Origin of the sequence: Rheinheimera fenheensis (assembly GCF_039871805.1) — a bacterium.
In the GTDB taxonomy this organism is placed as follows: domain Bacteria; phylum Pseudomonadota; class Gammaproteobacteria; order Enterobacterales; family Alteromonadaceae; genus Alishewanella; species Alishewanella fenheensis.
This window is the reverse complement of record NZ_JBDPJM010000001.1, coordinates 405,689-424,049: the sequence shown is the minus strand read 5'-3', so window position 1 is coordinate 424,049 and position 18,361 is coordinate 405,689. Positions and strand designations below refer to the sequence as shown.

The 18,361-nt window shown below is 51.7% G+C and carries 11 protein-coding genes; 5 read left to right on the top strand and 6 right to left on the bottom strand.

Going from position 1 to position 18,361, the window contains the following annotated elements; all coding sequences use genetic code 11:
- Positions 1 to 289: 289 nt before the first annotated feature.
- Genes ABGI61_RS01730 through ABGI61_RS01720 form a run of 3 tightly spaced genes read right to left on the bottom strand, consistent with a single transcriptional unit; the run spans position 290 to position 2,498 of the window.
- Positions 290 to 1,438 (bottom strand): glutathionylspermidine synthase family protein, encoded by a 1,149-nt coding sequence (locus ABGI61_RS01730; protein WP_347595918.1) that lies wholly within the window; start codon positions 1,436 to 1,438, stop codon positions 290 to 292.
- 6 nt (positions 1,439 to 1,444) lie between these two features.
- Complete coding sequence (locus ABGI61_RS01725; protein WP_347595915.1) at positions 1,445 to 2,074, bottom strand: DUF1190 domain-containing protein; 630 nt, start codon at positions 2,072 to 2,074, stop codon at positions 1,445 to 1,447.
- A gap of 10 nt (positions 2,075 to 2,084) precedes the next feature.
- Positions 2,085 to 2,498, bottom strand: a complete 414-nt coding sequence (locus tag ABGI61_RS01720) for a DUF350 domain-containing protein (protein WP_347595912.1) — start codon at positions 2,496 to 2,498, stop codon at positions 2,085 to 2,087.
- A gap of 231 nt (positions 2,499 to 2,729) precedes the next feature.
- Between ABGI61_RS01720 and ABGI61_RS01715 the strand changes: the two genes are divergently transcribed.
- On the top strand, positions 2,730 to 4,808 hold the full coding sequence (locus ABGI61_RS01715) for a M13 family metallopeptidase (protein WP_347595910.1): 2,079 nt from the start codon (positions 2,730 to 2,732) through the stop codon (positions 4,806 to 4,808).
- A 58-nt stretch (positions 4,809 to 4,866) separates the two neighbouring features.
- Here ABGI61_RS01715 and malQ read toward each other — a convergent pair whose 3' ends face one another.
- Together malQ and ABGI61_RS01705 are read right to left on the bottom strand one after the other, a co-directional pair.
- Positions 4,867 to 7,020, bottom strand: coding sequence for a 4-alpha-glucanotransferase (gene malQ, locus ABGI61_RS01710; protein ID WP_347595907.1), 2,154 nt, complete (start codon positions 7,018 to 7,020; stop codon positions 4,867 to 4,869).
- Entirely contained in the window at positions 7,007 to 7,453 is a 447-nt protein-coding gene (locus tag ABGI61_RS01705; RefSeq protein WP_347595904.1) for a helix-turn-helix transcriptional regulator, read from the bottom strand. The genes malQ and ABGI61_RS01705 overlap by 14 nt, the downstream gene beginning before the upstream one ends.
- 408 nt (positions 7,454 to 7,861) lie before the next feature.
- On the opposite strand from ABGI61_RS01705, the gene ABGI61_RS01700 reads away from it, so the two are divergent.
- The 3 genes from ABGI61_RS01700 (at position 7,862) to ABGI61_RS01690 (ending at position 13,815) form a co-directional block, all read left to right on the top strand.
- Complete coding sequence (locus ABGI61_RS01700) at positions 7,862 to 10,696, top strand: TonB-dependent receptor (protein WP_347595901.1); 2,835 nt, start codon at positions 7,862 to 7,864, stop codon at positions 10,694 to 10,696.
- Positions 10,697 to 10,806: 110 nt separating this feature from the next.
- Positions 10,807 to 12,291, top strand: coding sequence for a tryptophan halogenase family protein (locus tag ABGI61_RS01695; RefSeq protein ID WP_347595898.1), 1,485 nt, complete (start codon positions 10,807 to 10,809; stop codon positions 12,289 to 12,291).
- Between the two features lie 45 nt (positions 12,292 to 12,336).
- Positions 12,337 to 13,815, top strand: coding sequence for a tryptophan halogenase family protein (locus ABGI61_RS01690; protein ID WP_347596643.1), 1,479 nt, complete (start codon positions 12,337 to 12,339; stop codon positions 13,813 to 13,815).
- A 19-nt stretch (positions 13,816 to 13,834) separates the two neighbouring features.
- On the opposite strand, the gene ABGI61_RS01685 is transcribed toward ABGI61_RS01690, so the two are convergent.
- Positions 13,835 to 15,190 carry a hypothetical protein gene (locus tag ABGI61_RS01685; RefSeq protein WP_347595895.1) on the bottom strand — a complete coding sequence of 452 codons (1,356 nt, stop codon included), beginning with the start codon at positions 15,188 to 15,190 and terminating at the stop codon, positions 13,835 to 13,837.
- Positions 15,191 to 15,454: 264 nt separating this feature from the next.
- Between ABGI61_RS01685 and ABGI61_RS01680 the strand changes: the two genes are divergently transcribed.
- On the top strand, positions 15,455 to 18,343 hold the full coding sequence (locus ABGI61_RS01680) for a TonB-dependent receptor (RefSeq protein ID WP_347595892.1): 2,889 nt from the start codon (positions 15,455 to 15,457) through the stop codon (positions 18,341 to 18,343).
- Positions 18,344 to 18,361 lie beyond the last annotated feature (18 nt).

Below are 18,361 nucleotides of genomic sequence, written 5' to 3'. Positions count from 1 at the left end.
GTAATTCGGACGTTGGCTATTTTCTGCTTACCTGCAGTGTCGTTTGTGCAGCTGGCTGATTAGAAAATAAGCGGTATTGACTATGGCAAATATGACAGCGTTGTCAAAATTTAGACTTGAGAATTTCATGATATTTTGCTGTGCGAAGATTAATACACTGAATTTTAAAGAAAAATAATTACAGTATGCTGTCAGGATAATTTACACATTATCGGGCCAGTTTGGCGCTATTAGGGAAGTTTGTTAACGAGCACAGCGGCACGATGAGCAGCGCCGCTGTGTTCAAAGGTTAGTCGAGGATGATATGCGGCAAAAAGCGCGAGCTGTCTTTGGTGATCAGGCTGTTATCTTCACGGATACCTATGCCTGCAGCGCTGTCACCCACCACCCAGCTGCCAATCAGCGTATAGTTATTGTCAAACTGAGGCAGTGGCGCCAGTTGCTGGCGGATATAACCGCTGTCGTTATAAGGACCGTCTTGCTTAATGAATTTGCCCTCTGCAGTCAGCAATTCGATATTGGCCCCTTCGCGCGATAACAGCGGCTTGCGCAGCCAGCCGTATTGTAAGCTGCTGCCATCATCAAAAAATGCCGGTAACAGGTTAGGGTGGCCCTGATATTTTTGCCACAGCAGCGGCAGTATGCCTTTGTTAGATAACAGGCATTTCCATAGCGGCTCAATAAACTGGGTTTGGCTGGTTAAAATGGTGCTGGCAAAGTCTTCTTGCAGCATAAACTCCCAGGGGTATAGCTTGAATAAACCCTGGATGGGAAAGCCATCGAGGTCGACCAGCTGACCGTCAATATCGCCCAGTTGCTCCAGCTGAATATAACGGCAGTTGACCCCGGCCTGCAGGGCGATATCCATCAGGTAATCGACAGTGCCTTTATCTTCAACACTTTCGGTAACGCTGGCAAAATAAAATGGCTGTGGCAGATTAAGTTCGCTAAAGGCTTGCTGTAGTTTATCCTGCAATGAATTGAACTGATCTGCTCCCTGCGGCAGAGCGCCGCGCATCAGCATATCTTCCAGCCAGACCCACTGGAAAAAGCCGGTTTCATAAAGTGACGTGGGGGTATCGTAGTTCAGTTCCAGCAGTTTAGCCGGACCAGTACCGTTGTAGCTAAAATCCATCCGGCCATACAAGTGTGGCGCTTTTGCGCGCCAGCTAGCCAGCACCGCATCCCAGAACGGCTCTGGAATGGCTAGCCGGGTTAGTTTCTCTTCATTGGTAACAATTTCATCTACCAAATCCAGCGCCATTTGGTGCAATTGCTCGGTCGGATCTTCTAAATCCTGCTCAATTTGCGTCAGGCTAAATTGATAATAAGCGCTCTCATCCCAATACGGTTCGCCGTCAAAGGTATGAAAGTTAAAGCCAACACTTTCAGCAAAGGCTTTCCAGCCCGGGCGCGGAGCACTGTTTATGCGTTTCATATCGGCTTAACCACCGTAACTTGTCGTAGCGCGTTTTGCCGCCTGAGCGCCAAAACCACCGCGCCGAGCCATGGCGGCTGGCTTAGGCTGCACTGCTGACGGCTTAATACTGGCTAAGCCTGGCTGGTTGGCAACCGGTGTGTTGGTCGCAGTGCGAAAGGTGCTGCGATCATCACGCGATTTATACAGCGGCTGATTGGGTACCGTGCTGCGGTTGGCGCTGGCCGTTTGCTGTTGTGGCGCACCGGCCATGCCGCCACGGTTAAGCATTTGGCCAGCCATAAAGCCCATCATCATTGGCATAAAAAAGCCGCCGCTGGCCTGGGTTTGCTGCTGTGTGGGTTCAGTTGCGTTTGCGGCAACAACCGCAGCGCTCTCACACTGGCCCACACCAAAATCGGTTTCACACTCCTGCCGGTTGGCATAACGCGGTGCCACCTGTGGGTGCAGCGCCTTAGCTTCGGCAAAAGCCGCCTGACACTCGGCCGGTGGGTTGTAGTAAGCCGCACATTCATCCGGTGTGTTAAATACCTGTACTTCAACCGGTTTTTCGCCACAACCGGCTAGCACCAGGCCTGCAGCGGGTACCATCATAATCAGGCGCGCGGTTTTACTGCGTTTAAAGGTTTTGCTCATACTGTACTCCTTAGTAGCTCATACAGGCGGCGTTTAACATACCCACGGTAATAGAGCAGGCGGCAGAGAAAATGCCGGCCGCCAATTCACCCTGGCTTATACGTTGTGGTAATTGCTTAAGCGCAGCATTGCTGATGAAAAACGTCAGCACTTGCACGATTAACGCTATGCCGCCCCAGATGGCGCAATCTAGCAACGACATCGAATGGGTAATAGCGCTTGAAAGCGGCCAGGCAAAACCAATGATGGCGCCGGCAAAGGCGATTGCTGCAGCCGGGTTATTCGCGCGGATAAGACCAAACTCGTCGTGGGGTGTTACCCAGGTATACAGCCGGGCAAACACCAGCAGCAATACTACCGCCAGTGCGAAGTAAGCAGCAAACGCCGGTAAACCAGTTAACGAGCTTAACGCAGTATCTAACATATAAATTCCCCGATTGAGATAGTTTGCGCTGATCCTGCGCAAATTAGCGGGGTAATTCAACCAAAATCGGCGCTACTGTGTGGGTTATTTATCGCAGATAGCACACCGCTTACCGGTTAAGCGCTGGACAGCACTGATCCGTTACCTACACTGGCGCAGTAACGACTTAAATACATAACCACAACAACACGCTTGCAGTAGCGCAGGTAAATGTTAATTCAGGAACTGATAATGAAAAAAAGTATGACCACAGTGGCGCTCAGCATCGCGCTGGCACTGGGCGTGGCGGGCTGTTCAACCAGCACTGTCAGCAATACTGAGAACGCGGTACAGCAGACCGCCGCGGCATCGCCAGCCGGCTTAAGCTCAGGTATTACGCTGGCAAATATGGATACCACAGTTGCACCGCAGCAGGATTTTTTCCGTTACGTAAACGGCAGCTGGCTTGATAACACTGAAATTCCGGCGGATAAAGCACGTTGGGGCAGTTTTGATGAGCTACGTGAAAACGCTGAAAAACAAGTGCTGGCGATAGTGCAGCAGTTGGCGACAGAGCAGCATGCCAAAGGCAGTGATGAGCAAAAAATTGCTGATTTATACCGCTCATTCTTAGATGAGCAGCTGGCTGAAGTACTGGGCTTAAACCCACTGCGCGGCGAACTGGCAGCAATTGATAACCTGAAAACCCATGCTGATCTGACCGCTCTGTGGGGCAACTGGCAGCGTTACCGTATGGGCACGCCGGTTGTGGTCTATGTCGGCCAGGATCAAAAGCAATCCGATCAGTACATTACCGGTGCTTCGCAAAGTGGTTTGGGTTTACCTGACCGTGATTACTACTTAAAAGACGATGCTCGCTCACTAGAGTTGCTGCAACAATATCAGGCTTTTATTGCAAAACTGTGGACCCTGGCCGGTTTTGATAATGCTGAACAAGTTGCCGCCGATATCGTGGCGCTGGAAAAGCAAATTGCTGCTGCGCACTGGAGCCGGGTACAGAACCGCGACCGTAATGCCACCTACAACAAGCTTACGCTAACTGAGCTTAATAAACTCGCGCCGGGCTTTGACTGGCAGGCGTTTTTAACCGCCGCAGATTTGGGCAGCATTAATGAGTTGGTGGTACGTCAGCCGACCTATTTTACCGCTTTTGCCAAAATACAGGCAGAAACGCCGGTTAAGCAGTGGCAGCAGTATCTTAAGTTTCATGTATTGCGCAGCAACGCCAATAATCTGAACAAAGCCTTTGTTGATGCCAGCTTCGACTTTTACGGCAAGACGCTAAATGGCCTGCAAGAGCAGCGTAGCCGCGAGAAACGCGCGGTTAGCCTGGTCGATAACAACCTGGGCTTTATGGTGGGTAAAAAGTACGTTGAGCAATACTTTAAACCAGAAGCCAAGGCGCGGATGGACCAAATGATTGAAAACCTGCGCGTGGCATTTCGCCAGTCTATTGACGAGCTGGAATGGATGAGCCCGGTAACGAAAAAGCAGGCGCAAATTAAGCTGGCCAAATTTAACACCAAAATTGGTTACCCCGATAAATGGCGCGACTACAGTTGTGTGGAGATTAACGCCGCTGATTTAATCGGTAACCTGCGCCGTAGCAGTGAGTGCGAATACCAGCGTACTATTGACCGTTTAGGCAAGCCGGTCGATCGCACCGAATGGGGCATGACACCGCAAACGGTAAATGCCTATTACAGCTCGACCATGAATGAAATCGTGTTCCCGGCCGCTATTTTACAGCCACCGTTCTTCAACGTAGAAGCGGATGATGCCGTAAACTATGGTGCCATTGGTGGCGTTATTGGCCATGAATTTACCCACGGCTTTGACGATCAGGGCCGCCGCTCCGACGGCGACGGTAACCTGCGCGACTGGTGGACAGAGCAAGACGCAGCGCAGTTCCAGCAGCGGGCACAGCTGATGATTGATCAATACAGTGCCTTTAACCCGATTGACGATTTACACCTGCAGGGCGCCTTAGGTCTGGGCGAAAATATTGCTGACCTTGGTGGTTTAACGGTGTCGTTTAAAGCGTACCAAAATTCACTGCAAGGCCAGAGCGGTACAGTAATTGACGGCTTTACTGCCGAACAGCGTTTCTTTATGGGCTGGGGCCAGGTCTGGCGCATTAAATTCCGCGACGAAGCCCTGCGCCAGCAGGTAATCACCGGGCCACATTCACCGGGCATGTACCGCGTGCTGGGTACCCTGTCGAATATGCCGGAGTTCTATCAGGCGTTCGATGTTAAACCGGGTGATGGCATGTACCGTGACGAAAAAGTACGGGTGAAAATCTGGTAACCTGATGTTTTATAATAAAAAACCGCCACTTAGGCGGTTTTTTTATGCAGACGCTGCGTTATTGCCGGGCCGCTTTTATCTCGGCGATTAGCTGGCGTACATCCTCACGCTGCAGGATCTGGTCGATATTCTCAACCAGCTTACGCCGCCAGTTCGGGTACTCAGTGCTGGTGCCGGGAATATTGACCGGCGTGGCCATCAGCAACAAGTCTTCCAGCTGAAACGCCAGTAGTTTAGCCGGTTGGCGTGCGGTAAATAAATGGCTGGCGCGGATAAGCTGAGCATAATCGGCCTGGCTGTAATCACCTTCGGGTAATTGCAGGCGCTGGCGCATCAGCTGTTTTTCATCTGCACGTAGCTGGTGCAGGCTGTCGGCTACCTGGGCATTAGGGAACAGATCCAGCTGATGGCGCAGCGCTAAATCATGCTCCTGCCAGTAACCGACCAGCGTGGGCATATCGTGCGTGGTGACGGTGGCCAAGGCCAGCTCCGGGTAGGTTTGCGCGGCATGGTCGTAACTACCGGCTTTTTGCTCCAGCATAAATACCCGGTATGACAATACCTGGTACTGCGCCATTAAATGGCTGATCTCAACCGGCACTGTGCCCAAGTCTTCGCCTATTACCACACAGCTGTTGCGCTGACTTTCCAGCGCCAGTATGGCGAATAAATCGGCTGCCGGAAAACGCAGGTAAGCACCGGCTGTGGCATCGCTGCCCAGCGGACAACACCATAAGCGCAGCAGCGCCATTACATGGTCTAAGCGTAACGCGCCGGCATAGCGCATATTGGCCTGAATTAACTCAATAAAAGGTTTGTAGGCCTTTTGTCGCAGCGTATGCGGGTTAAACGCCAGTAAGCCCCAGTTCTGGCCTTTGGGCGCCATAATATCAGCCGGTGCGCCGACGCTTAAGTCCATGTAATAGTCTTCGGGCGCGCCCCAGCTTTCAGCACTGCTGCGGCTGGTGCCTACCGCCACATCACAGTACAGGCCAATGGCCATACCGTGTTGCTGGCATAAGCGCTTAACTTCACTTAATTGCAGTTGCGCCTGCCACTGCAGGTACAGTTGCAGCTGCACTTCATCGGCGTGCTCGCGGGCAAACTCTGCCACCGCGCTGCTGTTGGGGCTGCGCATGGCGTCAGGGAAATTCTGCCAGGCCGCCATGCCCCAGTCTTTTGCAAACAGCTTGCCTTGTAACACCTGATGAATAGCTAATTGCGTCAGGCTTAAGCCACCTTGCTCAACAAAGGCATGAAATTGCTGGGCCCGGGTGGTGTTTTTGGCGAGATGCTGCTGTTTAAACTGCTGAAACAATAGAGTAGCGATATGTTTTTTCGCTGCTGCTACGCCAGGGTAATCAACATCGGTAGTGGCGCGCAGGCTGGCTAAACGCTGCTGAAACGCGGTGCTGTCGACTTCTGCCTGCGCCGCGGCGCACTGTTTAAACTCTTCAGTGTGCTCCAGCGCGACATATTGGGTGTTTAGCCACAGCCGGCTATTCGGGCTGTAAGGGCTGCAATCTTGCGGTAACTCTGGGTACAGCGCATGCAGTGGGTTTAAGCCAATAAAGTCGACGCCTTGTGCCGCAAGCGGCGCTATCATCTGCTGCAAGTCGATAAAGTCGCCAATACCCCAGTTACGCGCTGATTTTACCGCATATAACTGTAAGGCCGGGCCGAAGGTTTTATGTAGCACGGCTTTATCGTGCAGCTGAAAACAGCGCTGCGGCGTAATAATTAACTGCTGCTGATATTGGCTGGCGCCGCCGGTTAACGTCAGTTGGTGGTAGCCCAGTGGTAGCGCCACGTCCAGCGTTAGCTCGGCTACCAGCACTTCGCCCTGCGTCGTCTGCTGGCGCTGGCTAATATTACTGGCTGCCAGGCTTAACTGGCCGCTAAATTGCTGCTGATCTTCCGTGGTAATCTGCCACTGCCAGTCGCTGAGGGCATGCTGTTGCAACTGCTGCAGCCGTATTTGTACCGGCTGGCCCTGTTGGCACACGGTAACGGGAGCTAACACTTCCAGCCAGGGCTGCTCGGTTAAATCGCTAATGTGCTGGCGGATGCTGTTATCGCTGGTTAAATCAAAGCCCATCGCCTGCAAAATAGCCTGTTGCTTGTCCAGGCTGACCACCTCAGTGTGGCCTTGCGCGTGAACATAGCTGTCCTGTAGCCCCGCCAATGCAGCGAGCTGCTTAATTAATTGCATAATTCACCTGTAACCGCGCGCTTTGCGCCGTTGGATATTGAGTTCGTGCTGCGCTACACAGCTTGCGTTGCCGAAAGGCGCCGGGTGAGCAACCCTGCCAGCATTTAAAAGCTTTTTGAAAACTGCTTTGCTCTTCAAAGCCAAGCTGAAAAGCAATTTGCTGCAAACTCAGCTCACTTTGCTGTAAATATTGCTGTGCCAGTTGATGGCGGCACTGACACACCAGCTGGCGAAAACTGCTGTTGTGCTGCTGTAGTAAACGCTGCAGCGTGCGACTGCTAACATGCAGGGCGCTGGCCGCCTGGCAAAGCCTTGGCGCTTGCGGCAGTTGCTGCGTGATATACCGGCGCAGTTTAGCGAATAGTTGTTCTGTCAGCGTTGTCTGGCTGCTTACTGCGGCAACCGGTGCTGGCTGATGGCTATAAGGTGTCATAGAGTGCTCCCAGTTGGCAGCACAGCAAGTCCACAGGTTTGCTTGGTTCTGCCATTAAACGGTGCAAGCATAAATCAGCCTGCTCGATTTATTAAACCTGCTGCATACGTATGCAATAAAATTTCCCCCTCATCTGATAAGGGTAAAGCGGCGTAAATCTGCTATACCTAGCATTAAAGTGACGCCGCGAAACAAAGCAAAACCCTGATATGACGCGGTGCACCCAGCTGGTGCAGGTATTTACATTGCCGCCCCAGTTTTGGGCAAATTAGTAATTATGAATACGTATTCATATTGAGCTGTTGACCTAATAAGTTTAATAAATAGCCTTAGACAAAAGTCTGGTTGCACTGCATGGCTGCGCTTACGGCAGCAGGCGACACAAACAACACACCGGGGATGAAGGACATGACTAAATTTAAATTCAGTATGCTGACACTGGCGTTAGCTGCAGCTGGCTCAGGCTCAATGGCCTATGCGCAAACAGCGACGCAAGCTGACGAGCAAGCCAAAGCCGATGAGCAGATTGAAGTAATTTCAGTAACAGGCTATCGCGGCAGCTTACAACGCGCCCAAGCGATTAAAATGAGTGAAAACTCAATCGTTGAAGTACTGTCGGCTGAAGATATCGGTAAACTGCCTGATACCAGCGTGGCCGAGTCATTAGCCCGTTTGCCAGGCTTGGCCGGTGAACGCCGTAACGGCCGCACCAGCGGGTTGTCGGTGCGCGGCTTTAACGAAAACTACGTTGGCACCTCATTAAACGGCCGTGAGCTGTTAGGTATGGGTGATAACCGTGGTGTTGAATACGACTTATACCCGTCTGAGATTGTTTCTACCGCCTTAGTGTATAAAACCCCCGACGCCAGCCTAATGGCGCAAGGTATTGGTGGTACCGTTGATTTACAAACCGTAAAACCACTTTCAGCAGAACGCACCATTGCCTTTAACGGCAGCTACGAGAAGAACGACCAAGACTCCGGCAACCCAGACTTTGATAACAAGGGCCATCGCTTATCGTTTAACTATGTCGACAAGTTCCTCGATGACAAGCTGGGCGTGGCACTGGTAGTAGCAACATTGGAAACGCCTCGCCAGGAGCAGCAGTTCCGCGGTTGGGGTTATGCAGGAGCGAATGCAGAGCGTGCGGCTGATGGGGTAACAGTGCCTGAAGGTACTGTGATTCTCGGTGGTCATGACTCCTTTACCCGTTCGGCCATGTTAGAGCGTGACTCCGTTGCGTTGGTGCTGGAATACGCGGTAAACGATAAATTAAAAGCGACTTTTGACGCACTTTATATCGACTTTAACGAGCAGGATGCCCGCCGTGGTTTGGAAGAAGGTGGTGCTGAGTGGGGTACCGGTGCTTATACCATCACCGGCGTAGAAAATGGTTTAGTCACATCAGGGTTTTACGACGGCTTCTACTCGGTAGTGCGTAACGACGTACGTGAGCAAGATGCAGAGCTAAAAACCTTTGGCTTAAACCTGGAATACCAAATCAGTGATAACTGGACAGGTCAACTGGATGTTTCCAGCGGTAAAGTCACCAAGTCGATTACCGATATCGAAAGTTATTCTGGTGTAGGTCGAGCTAACTCTGCTGACCGTCCAATCACTGCACGCTCTTGGGTAATGACGTCCAGTGGCGCCTTCTACTCTGATCACCCAACGATTGCACCGGTTGATTTGACCGACCCAAGCTTAATCCGCTTAGCAGGCCCGCAAGCCTGGGGTGGCTCACTGGCACCTATTCAGCAATTCCAGGGGGTGCCTGGCTTCGGCCCGGATACAGCACAAGATGGCTTTGTAAACAATCCTGAGTTTGAAGAAACGTTGGACAGTGTGCGCTTACAAGCCAACGGCTATGTCGAGTGGGGTATTTTTAATGAGTTGGAATTGGGCGTAGTCTACAAAGAGCGCTCAAAAACCAAAATTAATAATGGTGCTTTTTTAACTGCTAATACCTGGCCAAATGATGGTGCTATTCCAGCTGTACTGGGCGTGGCGGATTTAAGCTTTATCGGTATTAACGGTGTGCTGGCGTACGACAGCCTAGGCTTGTACCGCAGCGGTTTTTATACCGAAACCAATGCTGCTCTGCTGGAAAACGGCCGTTTTGGTGACACCTACAAAATCGACGAAAAGTTAACTACGCTGTACGGTATGCTGGATATCAGCACCGAAATTGGTGATATTGCGGTAACCGGTAATCTGGGTGTGCAAATTGTGCGTGCCGATCAGAGTGGTGACGGTTTTAGTACTACTACCAACGCTGATCGCTTCACCGAAATTGTTCCGGTATCAGCTGGCACAGACTATACCGACGTGTTGCCAAGCTTGAACCTGAGCTTTGAAGTGGCCGATCGTCAGTATGTCCGCACCAGTTTGTCAAAAGTGATGAGCCGGCCACGGATGGACGATATGCGTCCTAACTCGCAGGTCACCTTTGCCTTTAACGACAATAATATTCTGGATGATAATCCGCTGAACAGCGCCTGGGGTGGCAACGGTGGCAACACCGAGCTGAAACCACTGGAAGCTGACCAGTTCGATTTGTCATACGAAAATTACTACCACGATAATGGTTTCTTTGCGGCCAGCTTCTTCTTTAAAGATCTGAAGAATTGGCACCGTAACATCACACTGATAAATGATTTTTCGGCTAACTATATCCCAGGTTTCCATCAGTCAACAGACGCGACAGGTAACCAGCCGCCAGCGACTTTCCTTGGCCGTTTAGATGTGCGTCAGGATGGCTTACAAGGTTTTGTACGTGGTTACGAGTTCCAGGCCAGTGTGCCGTTTGATATCTTCCATGAAGCCTTAGATGGTTTTGGTCTTGTTGCCAGCGCCACCTTTATGGACGGTAAACTGGATGATGGTGGCCGGGTACCGGGTTTGTCAGAAGAAATTTATACCCTGACAGCTTACTATGAGTACAAAGGCTTTGAATTCCGTATTTCAGGCACCAAGCGTGATGAGTTCCAGACGGAAGAACGTGGTCTAAGCTTAGCCTTGACTCCGGTTACCCGCCTTGGCAGTGAGCTATGGGATGCGCAGATTGGCTACGACTTTAGCGAGTCGGGTATAGAAGCGCTGAAAGGTTTACGCGTCACGCTGCAGGCGCAAAACCTGACTGATGAAAAAGATGTCACGACCAATGGCGCTGATAGCCGTCAGATCATTACCTATCAGAGCTATGGCCGTAACTATATGTTAGGCTTGAACTATAAGTTCTAAGTTTGGCCGCCCACGTGGCAATTAAGCGGTAACCCCGTTACGGCTTAACCGTTAACAACAGCCCGACCAAGCTTAGCCTGGTTGGGCTGTTTTGTATTTAAGGGGCAACAATGCAAGGCGTTCGCAAGGTTGTAGTGTTAGGCGGCGGCACATCCGGTTGGATAGCGGCGGCTTTACTAAAAAAAGTATTAGGCCCGGTGGTCGATATCGACCTTGTCGAGTCTGAAGATATTGGCACCGTCGGCGTAGGTGAAGCCACTATTCCGCCCATCCGCTTATTAAATAATGTGCTGGGCATTAATGAAGCCGAATTCTTACGTGAAACTAAAGCGACAATTAAGCTGGCAATAAAGTTTGAAAACTGGCGTGTGCCGGGCGAGGGCTATTTTCATACCTTTGGTGCACCGGGTAAAAGCCTGGCATTTTGTCATTTTCACCATTTGTGGCGCCGCGCCCAGCAGCTGGGCGATACCACCTCTTTATGGCAGTACGATTTAAACTATTTGTGCGCCGAAGCGGGTAAGTTTGCGCCGATAAACAGTAAAGACCCGGTGCTGGAGCTGCCCTACGCCTACCACTTTGATGCCGGCCTTTACGCGCGCTTTTTGCGTAAATTCAGCGAGCAAATGGGCGTAATGCGCCACGAAGGTAAAGTCAGCAGTGTGACCCAGCATGGCAATGGCGACATTCAGCATTTGGTGCTGGAGGATGGCCGGGTGTTAGCCGGTGATTTGTTTATCGACTGCTCCGGGTTTCGAGGCCTGTTGATCCAGCAAAAGCTTAATACCGGTTATGAAGACTGGAGCCATTGGCTGCCGTGCGACAGAGCCGTGGCGGTGCCGTCTGAGCGCTTTGAGCAGACACTGCCTTACACCCGCTCAATTGCGCACAGTGCCGGCTGGCAATGGCGTATTCCGCTGCAGCACCGTAACGGCAATGGCCTGGTGTACAGCAGTGCACATTATACCGAGCAGCAGGCGGCCGATTTACTGCTGTCTAATCTGGACTCTACACCGCTGGCGGATCCGAAGTTTATTCAGTTTAAAACCGGCCGCCGGCGTAAACAGTGGCACCGCAATGTGGTGTCGGTGGGCCTGTCCAGCGGCTTTTTAGAGCCGTTGGAGTCGACCAGCATCCATTTGATCCAGTCGGCGGTGGTGCGTTTGCTGCAACTGTTTCCGCATCAGGGCGTCACCGAGGCGCTGGTGAATGAATATAACCGCCAATCGCAGATTGAATTTGAACAGGTGCGCGATTTTATTATTCTGCACTACCATGTCAATGAACGTACTGACAGCCCGTTTTGGCGGGATCTGCGCCAGATGCAGGTGCCTGATACATTGAAGCGAAAAATTGCGCTATTTGCTGAAAATGGCAGCCTGTTCCGCGAGCAGAATGACTTATTTCTGGAGAGCTCCTGGCTGCAGGTGATGCTGGGGCAGGGCATAGTGCCAAAAGATTATCATCCGCTGGCCAATAGCTACTCCGAAGCCCAGTTAAAACAAATGCTGCAAACCATGCTGGCGATAAAGCGTGATCCATTAGAAAAACTGCCGCTGCATGATGCGTTTTTGCAGCGGGTTTGCCAGGGTTAACTGTGTGGAGATATCAGATTGATGCCAGGTGACGCTGTGCAAAATATGCATCGTATTATCATTGTCGGCGGGGGAACAGCCGGTTGGATGACGGCGTTACTAATGGCACAGCATTGGCGCCAGCAACCGGTAGTTATTACCTTAATTGAGTCTGAAGATATTGGTATTATTGGTGTTGGCGAAGGGTCGACACCAACAATGAAGCGCTTTTTTTCCACGCTGGGTATTGCCGAAAGTGACTGGATGCCAGCCTGCGAAGCGACCTACAAGGTCAGTATCCAATTTGATAGCTGGAGCCCGGCAACCGGTGTGCGTAGCTACAGCCACCCGTTTATCTCACAGCTGGATGTTCACAGTCAGGACGCCTTTGTCAGCAATTGTTTAAAGCGTCGGCAAGGTTTGGCCGTGGTTACTGCGCCGGAACATTTTTTGTTTAATGGTTATCTTGCTGCACAGCATCTGACGCCGGTGGCGCCAGCGAACTTTCCATTTCGGTTAGAGTATGGCTATCACTTTGATGCAGTATTACTGGGAAAGTACCTGCGTGAGCGTGCCAAAGCCCTCGGTGTGCAGCACCATACGGCCAGCATTAACCGGGTCGCGTTGTCAGTTGCCGGTGAGATAGAACAACTGATAACCAACGACGGTCGCAGTTTTACCGCCGACTTATTTGTCGATTGCACGGGTTTTAGCAGCTTGTTGTTACAACAAGCGCTCAACGTTCCGTTTGAGTCCTTCAGTGGACAGCTGTTAAACGACGCCGCTGTTGCCCTGCCCTCTAAGGCATTATCGCCATTACCCACGCAAACCCTGGCCAGTGCAATGCAGGCCGGTTGGGCCTGGCAAATACCCCTGAAGCACCGTACCGGTAATGGTTATGTTTACAGCAGTGCTTTTAAATCAAAAGATCAGGCAGAGACCGAGCTAAGAGCCGCATTAGGGTTGTTGGATACTGATGTCAGTGCCCGGCACCTGAACATGCGAGTGGGCCAGGTTAAACAACACTGGGCTAAAAATTGTTTGGCGATTGGTTTGTCGCAAGGTTTTATTGAGCCTTTGGAGGCAACAGCCTTACATCTGGTGCAAACCGCAGTTGAGACCTTTTTGGAAGACTACGACGCGGGCAATTGGAGCACGTTGCGTCAAGATAAATATAATCATTCTATCCGGCAACGTTTTGAAGCCACTCGGGATTATATTCTGGCGCATTATTTGTTTAATACCCGTCAGGACACGGAGTATTGGCGCGCAGCCCGTCAGCCAGATGTGATGCCGCTAACATTGGCTGAGATCCGTGACGCTTGGCTAAATGGACAGGACTTGGCGCCGGTGCTGCGACAGCAAAATCGTGAAACCTTATTTGGCCTCTTGTCTTGGTATTGCCTGTTTGCCGGTTATGGCGTGTTTCCGCGCCTCGCCCCCAAGCAACCTGCAGCTGAGATATTACGGCAACAAGATGCTTGGATAGCTCAGGGTATCGGACCGCTTTTTCGCGGTTGTACGCTCAATTTTACGTCAGCGTGATAACGCAAAATTGGCCCGGCTAATTCTGTTTTAGTACGGCGTTATTCCACAAATTCTGGTGCTCGGCCTGCTGAAAAAACTGCTCCGGGTGCCAGCAGCGCGGAATGAAACTGCGTATTTGGCCCGGCTGCCAGTCGGCGCTGAGCTGGGTCAGTATGTCCTGTAAGCGTTGTTTTGGGATGGTGGCTAAACGCTCGCGTGCAGGTTTAAAGTACAAATTATGCGCAATACTAATGCGGATATTCTGGCCGCCACGGCGGTATTGCAGGTTGCGGCTCACTACCCGGCATAGCGGCTCGGCAATATTCGGCGGATACAGCTGGTTTACAATGGCCAGCTCGTATTTTTCCTGCTGGCTGCCATCGTGCTGCTGTGGTGTAAAAGCAATGCCAAAGCCCTGCGGAAATACGCCGGTGATCTGTAAAAAATGCTCTACCAGGGTGCTGTGAAGCTGGCCGCGCCGTGCGCTGTCTTTAAGCAATAAGCTGGCCTTAGGCAGCGCTTCATACACATAGCGCTGGCGGCCGGGTAACACCATGGAGCTGTATACCTGCGGAATTTTCAACAGGTTACCCAACAGGCTCAGTGGCTGTTGTTGCTGTTGCAGAAACTGCCGCACCAGCGCCAGTTTCTGCTGTTCGCTGTGCTGATGCTGTTGCCGCTGTTGTTTGTCGTTGCCCCGATACGGCAGTACCACTAATGCCTGCTGTGCTAAGCGCTGGCTACCTTCTTGTATCAGCTGTAAATATTCTGCGCGCTCTTCGATAGACAGCGCACGGCTGCTATCAAGCTCGCCGCTGTAGCCGGTAAGCAAGCGCTGGGCTTTACCGTCCAGTTGGCCGGCATCAAGCAGCATTAAAGCCACCAGTATCGGCATTTGCACCTGTAACCGGTAGCTGCAATCAGGGTTTTGCGGTTGTCGCTGGTCAAAGTGCAACAGCAAGGCAGGTTCAGTAATCAACTTATGCGCCAGAGCATGATCCAGCAAGCGCAGGCTAAGGGTGGCGCGGTACAGCAGTTTGTAACCAAATTGCAGTTCACGCCAGCGTCTGGGCGATACCGGTGCGGTCAGTTGCAGGCAGCCCAACAGCCTGGCCGAGCGGACAAGCGTATCGACAGGGGTGCTACCTTCAATTAACCCGAGCATCTTCTCAGCCAAAAACCACAACTGTGCCGTCAGCTCAGGTTTCGCCAGTTGGCCATCGGGCAGCTTCTCGCCGGCAGTGCCGCTGGCAAAGCTGCTGTAGCGCAGGTTGTCACTAAATAAACTAACTAAACTGTCGGCATCCGATACAGCGCTTAACCGCGTTAGTAATCGCTTGAGTTCACGCATAAAGCTGCTGTCGGCTGCAAGTTTCGGGGCTGGGCTACGCAAATGCTGTCCTTGTGAAAATAGCTGAATCCACCTTACCGCAAAGCTGCTAAGTAGAAAAGAGCCTGGTCAGGTCCGGTAGCGCTTGCACCACTTTGTGACAGCTTTATGGTGAAATGCGCCAAACTGGCGCGCTGAATACGTATTCATATTGCAGCCTGCCCCATTACGGTTAAAAACTGTACATAGTACATACAGCGGGCAGCAGTTCATGCTGGTGGCATGGAAGGCAGCACCGATAATAAAAAACACACGGGGAAACAGGGCATGAATAAGTTCAGGCTTAGTCTGCTCACACTTGCTATGGCAGGTGTGGGTAGTCTGGCGTGTTCTGCTGTTGCACAAACAACAGAGCAGACGCCGCAATCAGCAACGCAACAAACTAGCAACGACAGTGCCGCCACCGAGCAGGCGCTGGACAGTGTTGAAGTAATTCAGGTACGCGGCTTTGCCAGCAGCCTGTTCCGCTCGTTAGACGCTAAACGCTTTGGCGATACGGTATCAGAAACCATCTCGGCCGATGATTTGGGCGCACTGCCTGATGTCTCAATGGCCGATGCGCTTACCCGCTTACCGGGCATATCGGCGGTGCGCACCGGTGGCCAGGCGGCCGAAATTAATATTCGCGGTATGTCGGGTGGCTTTGTATTTTCTACCCTCAATGGCCGCGAGCAGGTATCGACCAGTGGCAAGCGTAATATTGAATTTGACCAGTACCCGTCAGAGCTGATTAATTCTGCCGCGGTGTATAAGTCGCCTAAAGCCTCGCTGATTGAAGGCGGCGTCGCCGGTACCGTTGAGCTGCAAACCGCCAGCCCGCTGCGTAACGAAAAGCAGCATACCTTCACTGTTAATGCCCGTGGCATGTACAACGACCGCGCTGACGAAGTGCCGGACGGTGTCGATTTTGGCCATCGTTTTAGCCTGTCGTATCAGGGCAAGTTTTTAAACGATACCTTAGGCTTTGCCGCCGGCTACGCCCGGCTGTATCAGCCCAGTGTGGCCACGCAGTTTGTCGGTTTGGCTTACAACGGTCAGAAAGACACCAATGATGATGGGGTAAACGAATTTATCAGCGAAGGCTTTGAGATTCAGCACAAAGGCGGCGAAGAAACCCGTGATGGCTATATGGCTGCACTGGAGTGGACGCCGCATGATGCCTTTACGTTAAAAGCCGATGCGTTTTTATCGAAGTTTGACAAAGAAGCCTTTGCCCGTGGTTTTCGGGTGAAATTTGGCGGCCCTACGGCAGCGCTGGGTAACCCGGCGCTAAATGGTCGCTCAGTAATTGGCGGCACCTTTAACCGCACCAGCAGCAGCTTTACCCGGGTTGAAATTGTTAACGATGATAACCGCGACTATGACGAGGTACGCAGTTTTGGCATTAACGCCGACTGGGATGTCACCGACACGGTAAATCTGAGTTTTGATGTGTCGCACTCGAGCGCCAAGAGCGATTTCCGTAACGGCTTGCTGTGGGCCTTAGTGGCAGAAGATGCCAATGCCGAGGTGCCGGTACTGGATACCAATGTGTCTATCTCCTATCTGTTAAACGGTTTAAACCTGCCAAGCGTAGGGTTTAACCAGGCAGAAGCGTTCTCAGATATCGACAAGGTAATGGTCAGCAAATACGGCATCTATCCTTTTGTGAACGAGGATGAGGTAAATGCCTATCGGCTGGATGCTACCTGGTTACTGGATATGCCTGTGGTCGCGTCACTCGAGGCGGGTGTGCGCTATTCTGAGCGTACCTATAAAAATGATCGTTCTGTATTTGAATATGGCAGTGACGGTGCCTTCTTAAATTCACAGCCGCCGCTGCGTTTAACTGCTGATATGGTTGAAGTGGTCAATTTTAGCGGCGATTTTGCCAATTACCCCAGCTACCTGGCGATTGATCTGGATGCGGCACTAAACGCCTGGTTCCCTGAGGGGATTCCGCTGCCAGTACAAACCTGGGGCACGGGTAACCCGGACATTCTGCCGTCGCAGTTTAACCCCACTGGTCCTAATACCAACTGGTCAGTATTACAAAGCGGTGAAGTATATGAAGATGTACTGGCCGGTTATGTGATGGCGAACCTGAACAGCGAAGTGTTTGGCATACCGCTGACCGGTAACGTGGGGGTGCGCGTGGTACAAACCGACCAGAGCGCCACCGATTTAGCCGATGTAAACGGTGATCCGCTGCGCGGCGCGCAAAACATTACCGATGATGCCGGCCTGGTCAATACCCGCTATGCGCCGGGAATTTTAGGTGAAAAATACACCGATGTGCTGCCGCAGTTAAACCTGAACTTTGGTATTACCGACAACTCGCAAATCCGCTTCGCTGCGGCAAAAGTGATTTCGCGCCCACCGATTAACCGTTTGGCGTCTAATACCTCTATTACCATCAGTGATGACGGAGAAATTAGCGGCTCCAGTGCCAACAGCCCCTTCCTGCGACCGTTTGAAGCCAATCAGTTCGACTTATCATACGAGTACTATGTGCCGGCCGGGGCTGTAGCCTTTGCACTGTTTTATAAAGACATTAAGTCTTTTGTGAACGATTTTACCATTCAGGAATTTGATTTTGCCGGTGCCGGTTTTGATGTGCCCGAGGTGATTGTGGATGAAGACGGTATTCCGCGCACCACCTTTAATGGCGCTTTCTCTACCGCAGTAAATAACGGCGAAGGCGGCTATATCCGCGGTGCTGAGCTGGCCTTTACCCGGGTGTTCGATTTCCTGCCGGAAATCTGGTCTGGCCTGGGTGTGTCGGGCAGTTACTCCTACACCGAAAGTGAAGTCAGCCTGATTAACAGCTTAGGCGGTGAGCCAATCGAAACCACTTTTGAAGGTCTGTCACAGGATGTATTTACCGGCACCGTATTCTGGAACTATCAGGGTTTTGATGCCCGCGTCAGTGCCCGTTACCGCTCGCCTTTCGTGTCGTCTCAAGTGGGTATAGATGAGCAAATCACTAACTTCGACAGCGAAACTGTGATTGACATGCAAACCTCTTACGACATTAACGACAACTTTAAGCTGTTGTTCCAGGTAAATAACCTGACCGACGAGCCCACCAAAAGTTATTTCGGTGACAAAGCGCAAACCGGCACCATCCAGTTCTTTGGTCGCCAGTTCTACTTTGGCGCGGTGTACACCTTTTAAGCGGATTTTGGAGCAAGC